The 4734-nt window shown below is 69.7% G+C and carries 6 protein-coding genes; 1 reads left to right on the top strand and 5 read right to left on the bottom strand.

The features are described 5' to 3' along the window. Positions 1 to 440 (bottom strand): Nif3-like dinuclear metal center hexameric protein (locus SACPADRAFT_RS0209720; RefSeq protein WP_007026559.1); only part of this gene is annotated, 440 nt, incomplete at its 3' end. A 236-nt stretch (positions 441 to 676) separates the two neighbouring features. On the opposite strand from SACPADRAFT_RS0209720, the gene SACPADRAFT_RS0209715 reads away from it, so the two are divergent. Next, positions 677 to 1891 (top strand): cytochrome P450, encoded by a 1215-nt coding sequence (locus SACPADRAFT_RS0209715; RefSeq protein ID WP_007026560.1) that lies wholly within the window; start codon positions 677 to 679, stop codon positions 1889 to 1891. Positions 1892 to 1952: 61 nt separating this feature from the next. Here the strand turns inward: SACPADRAFT_RS0209715 and SACPADRAFT_RS0209710 are convergent, their stop codons facing one another. From SACPADRAFT_RS0209710 to SACPADRAFT_RS0209695, 4 genes are read right to left on the bottom strand one after another with little or no spacing between them, the layout of a single operon-like run. Beyond that, the gene (locus tag SACPADRAFT_RS0209710) at positions 1953 to 3170 is read right to left on the bottom strand and encodes a cytochrome P450 (protein ID WP_007026561.1); all 1218 of its coding nucleotides are present in this window, start codon (positions 3168 to 3170) and stop codon (positions 1953 to 1955) included. Beyond that, positions 3167 to 3787 (bottom strand): GTP-binding protein, encoded by a 621-nt coding sequence (locus SACPADRAFT_RS0209705; RefSeq protein WP_007026562.1) that lies wholly within the window; start codon positions 3785 to 3787, stop codon positions 3167 to 3169. The genes SACPADRAFT_RS0209710 and SACPADRAFT_RS0209705 overlap by 4 nt, the downstream gene beginning before the upstream one ends. Continuing rightward, positions 3768 to 4127 (bottom strand): DUF742 domain-containing protein, encoded by a 360-nt coding sequence (locus tag SACPADRAFT_RS0209700; protein ID WP_007026563.1) that lies wholly within the window; start codon positions 4125 to 4127, stop codon positions 3768 to 3770. Before SACPADRAFT_RS0209700 ends, SACPADRAFT_RS0209705 begins: the two co-directional genes overlap by 20 nt. Then, on the bottom strand, positions 4124 to 4543 hold the full coding sequence (locus SACPADRAFT_RS0209695) for a roadblock/LC7 domain-containing protein (RefSeq protein ID WP_007026564.1): 420 nt from the start codon (positions 4541 to 4543) through the stop codon (positions 4124 to 4126). Before SACPADRAFT_RS0209695 ends, SACPADRAFT_RS0209700 begins: the two co-directional genes overlap by 4 nt. Positions 4544 to 4734: the final 191 nt, after the last annotated feature.

The following is a 4734-nucleotide window of genomic DNA, read 5'->3' as shown; positions in this document are numbered from 1 at the left end:
GACGGCAGCTCGCCGATCCGGCCGAGGCCGGTCCGGCCGTTGCCGTCGGGGTGCGGGGCCAACGGCCGGTGCACGGTCAGGCCGAGCGCGTGCGCCAGGGCGTCGGACACGCCGGGGTCGGCCGAGTCGGCATTGGTGTGCGCGCAGAACAGGGCCACCCCCGCCCGGATCATGCGGTGCACCAGGCTCCCTTTTGTGGTGTCCGCCCCGACCCCGTGCACGCCCCGCAGCAACAACGGATGGTGCGCCACGATCAGCCCGGCGCCGAGCTCGAGCGCCTCGTCCACGGTGTCGCGCACCGGATCCACACAGACCAGCACGCGCTCCACCTCCTCGCCCGGGTCGCCGCAGACCAGGCCGACCGCATCCCACGACTCGGCCAGCTCCCGGGGATAGGCCGCGTCCAGCGCGGCGATCAGATCGGACACCGTCGACGTCATGTTCCGATCCTCCCACGGGGGCCGACTACGCGGCGCAACATCCGGTGCGTGGTGATTAGGCCGACCGTTGGAATCTCGTCGGCGACCTCATCGAGATCCCGGAAATGATCGTTAGTCTCGCGATCGGTCATCACTCGCTGACACACTGTCAACGAGCGATCGGAACCGGCGACCACGGCACAGGCGCCGCCAGCGACCGATCCGGGAACCCGACCCGGACGGATTACAGGAGGGTCATGACCACCGCACGCGAAGCACCCGACATCCTCTCCCCCGAGTTCGCCGCGGATCCGTACTCCGCCTACGAGGCGATGTTCGACGGCCCGTCGCTGATCTGGCACGAGGCCATGAACAGCTACGTCATCTTCCGCTACGACGACGTGGCCCGTGCCTTCAAGGAGGGCGTGTTCACCACCGACAACTACGAGTGGCAGCTCGAACCCGTCCACGGCAAGACCATCCTCCAACTCGACGGCCGTGAGCACTCCGTGCGCCGTGCCCTGGTGGCGCCCGCGTTCCGGGGGCAGGAGCTGGAGCAGAAGTTCCGGCCGGTGATCGAACGCAACGCCCGGGAACTGATCGACCGGTTCCGGGACACCGGCAGCGCGGACGTGGTGCACGACTTCGCCCGGCACTTCCCGATCAACGTGATCGTCGACATGCTGGGCCTGGACCGCGGCGACCACGAACGGTTTCAGCGCTGGTACACCTCGATCATCGCGTTCCTCGGCAACCTCAGCCAGGACCAGGACATCATCGCCGACGGCCTGCGCACCCGGGACGAACTCGCCGAGTACATGATCCCGATCATCCGGGAGCGCCGGAACAACCTCTCCGACGACCTGCTGTCCACCCTGTGTGCCGCCGAGGTGGACGGCACCCAGATGAGTGACGAGGACATCAAGGCGTTCGTCAGTCTGCTGCTCGCCGCGGGCGGGGAGACCACCGACAAGGCCCTCGCCAGCATCGTGTCGAACCTGACCGCGCACCCCGAGCAGCTGCGCGCGGTGCAGCGGGACCGGAGCCTGATCCCGCAGGCGTTCGCCGAGACGCTGCGCTACACACCCCCCGTGCACATGATCATGCGGCAGCCCGCGGAGGACGTCGAGCTCTCCGGTGGTGTCGTGCCCGCGGGCAGCACGCTGACCTGCCTGATCGGTGCGGCCAACCGCGATCCGGAGCGGTTCTCCGACCCGAACACCTTCAACCTGTTCCGGGAGGACCTGCCGACGAACACGGCCTTCACCGCCGCCGCGCAGCACCTGTCGTTCGCGCTCGGCAGGCACTTCTGTGTCGGCGCGATGCTGGCGCGCACCGAAGTGGAGGTGGGTATGAACCAGCTCCTCGACGCGATGTCCGACCTGCGGATCGCCGACGGGCACACCGTCGTCGAGGAGGGCGTGTTCACCCGGGGCCCGGCCGCGGTGCCGGTGCGCTTCACCCCGAACTGACCGCCGCCCGCCGCGTCCCCTGCCGCACGGGCACCGGGACGCGGCGGGGTGCCGCGGGTGCTCAGACCACGGTGGGCGTGAAGGTGACCGGGAGCTCGGTCAGCCCGCGCATCCACACCGACGGATGCCACACCAGATCCTCGGCGGGCAGCCCCAGATTGAGGTCGGGCAGCCGGTCCAGCAGAACCTCGACGCTGGTCTTCGCGATCACCTCGGCCACCTCCGGCGCCGGGTACGGGCAGCCGTGCTCGCCGTGTCCGAACGACATGTGCGCCCGGTTGCCCGTCGCGTCCGGCAACGCCAGCCGCACGTTCGGGTCGGTGTTGGCCGCGGACAGACCGAGGACGAGCAGGTCACCCGCGCGGATGCGCCTGCCCGCCAGTTCGGTGTCCCGGGCCGCGAACCGCCCGATGAAGTTCTGCGTCGGGGTGTCGTGCCACAGCACCTCGGTCAGCGCCTGCCCGACACTCTCCCGGCCCCCGGCCAGCGTCAGCGCGAACCGCTCGTCGGTGAGCATCAGCCGCAGCGTGTTGCCGATCCAGTTCGCCGTCGGCTGCTGCGCCGCCGAGGCCACCACCAGCAGGTCGAGGGAGATCTCCTCGTCGGTCAGTCCGGCGGGGTGCTCCAGCAGGGTCGACGGAACGTCCGGGCCGGGCAACTCCCGTTTCCGCTCCAGCAGCGCCGCCATCGCCTGCTGCACCCGCCCGTAGGCGGGGCCCGCGTCCGGGCCGACGTCCAGCGACGTGCGGATGTCGTGCACCAGCGTCGGGATGTCGCCCTCGGGCAGGCCGTACATGGTCGCCAGCACCGACAGCGGCATCTTGAGCACGTACTCGCTCATCAGCTCCGCCTCGCCGCGGCCGGCGAAGGTGTCGATGAGCGAGTCGGCGATGCGTTCGCAGTTCATGCCGATCTCGAACTGGTCGAACGCGCCGAGGGCGTCCCCGAGCGCCCCGGCACGTCGCCGGTGTTCCTCGGCCTCGGCGAACATCACCGACGGGTTGTGCATCACGTACGGCATCAGGGGCCAGTCCCCGGGCACCCGGTCCCACATGTTCCACCGCCGGGTGTCCCGCGCGAACAGGTCCGAATTGGACGCCACCTGGTGCAGTTCCCGGTAGCCGATCACGAACCACGCCGGGATGTCCCCGTCGAGCAGAACCGGGGCGACGGGGCCGTGCCGGCTGCGGATGTCGGCGTACAGCACGGCCGGGTCGTGACGGAACCGCTCGCCGTAGAGCGGTTCGGCGTTGTCCAGCGACGACCGGAGGTCGGTCATGACGTACTTCCCTGGGTCGACATCGTGTACAGGTGGTCGACGAGAGTGATCAGGACCCGCTTGGACGACTCCCGGTCGCGGGCGTCGCAGTCGATCAGCGGTACCTCGTCGGAGAGGCTCAGCGCCTCGCGCAACTCGTCGAGATCGTGTGTGGCGCCCGGGAAGTTGTTCCGGACCACGATGAAGGGTGTGCCGTGGTGCTCCAGCCGGTCGATGGCGTACCAGGAGTCCTCCACCCGGCGCGTGTCCACCAGCACGACCGCGCCGAGGGTGCCCGCGAACAGCCGGTCCCAGAGGAACCAGAAACGCTGCTGCCCGGGGGCGCCGAACAGGTAGAGCACCATCTCCTCGTTGAGGGTGATGCGGCCGAAGTCGAACGCCACCGTCGTGGTGTTCTTCGCGTCGACCTCGCCGTTCTCGTCGACACCGAGTCCGGCCTGGGTCATCGTCTCCTCGGTGTTGAGCGGGCGGATCTCGCTCACCGAGCGCACCATCGTGGTCTTGCCGACACCGAACCCGCCGACGACGACGATCTTCACCCCGTCCGCCGCCGTGCTCTGCAGCGGCGTGCGGTCGGTGCCGGGGTCGGAGGTGGGATCAGAGATTGTGGAGTCCAACGAGCACCTTTTCGAGGAAGGCCGGATCGGGCAGTTCGGCCGTGGTCCGGCGCGCGCTCGGATGGCGGGCCGTGACCTGGCCGGTGCCCAACAGGTCCGTGATCAGGATCTTCACGACGCTGACCGGTAGGTCGAGTTCCGAGGCGATCTCCACGACCGCGGTGGGATACCGGCAGATCCGCAGGATCCGGGCGTGTTCGGACTGCATCCCGGGCGCCGGGTCCGACTCGCCCACGATCAGCGTGACGAGGTCGAGGTCGCTGTCGTCGGCGCGGCTGCGTCCCCCGGTCACGGTGTAGAGCCGGTCCGGGTCCTCGCTGTCGATCGCGTGCCGGATCATGCCGGTTGACCGTCGGGTCCGGGCCTGCGGGGCGGGGCCGTCAGGAACGGTCCGAGCTGTTCGACCAGCTCGTTCAGCTTGTGCCCCACGAGACCGACGTCGGAGTCCTCCTCGGCGAGCAGCGCCAGGTGCGCCCCCTCCCCCGCCTCCACGATGAACAGCAGCCCACCGTGGAACTCGGTCATGGACTGACGCACTCCCCCGGAGCCGTCCCCGAACTCCATCGACGCGCTCTGCGCGAGCGCCTGTACGCCCGCGGCGACGGCGGAGAGCTGGTCGGCCCGGTCGACGCCGAGCCCCTGGGTGTGACACAGCTTGAGTCCGTCCCGCGACAGCACCAGCGCGTGCTGCGCGCCCGGCGTCTGTTCCAGCAGACGCTCCAGTAACCATTCGAGACTCTGGTTGGTCGTAGTCATCACGCGATCCTTGTCAGCTGCGGTCGGGTGGTGCGGCCGGTGCGGATCAGTCGGAATCCGGCCGCGATTCCGGAGGTGGAGTGTCCCGTTTGTCCGGACGCAGAGCCTGGCGGAACGCCCCGAACCGCGCTCCCGCGTCGCTGCGGGGCCGGTCGGCCCGGTCGGACCCGGCGCGGGGCTGCCGGGGCGGC

The organism is Saccharomonospora iraqiensis subsp. paurometabolica YIM 90007 (assembly GCF_000231035.2).
In the GTDB taxonomy this organism is placed as follows: domain Bacteria; phylum Actinomycetota; class Actinomycetes; order Mycobacteriales; family Pseudonocardiaceae; genus Saccharomonospora; species Saccharomonospora paurometabolica.
Note: the sequence above shows the minus strand (reverse complement) of the source record. Positions and strands in the feature narration are given on the sequence as shown.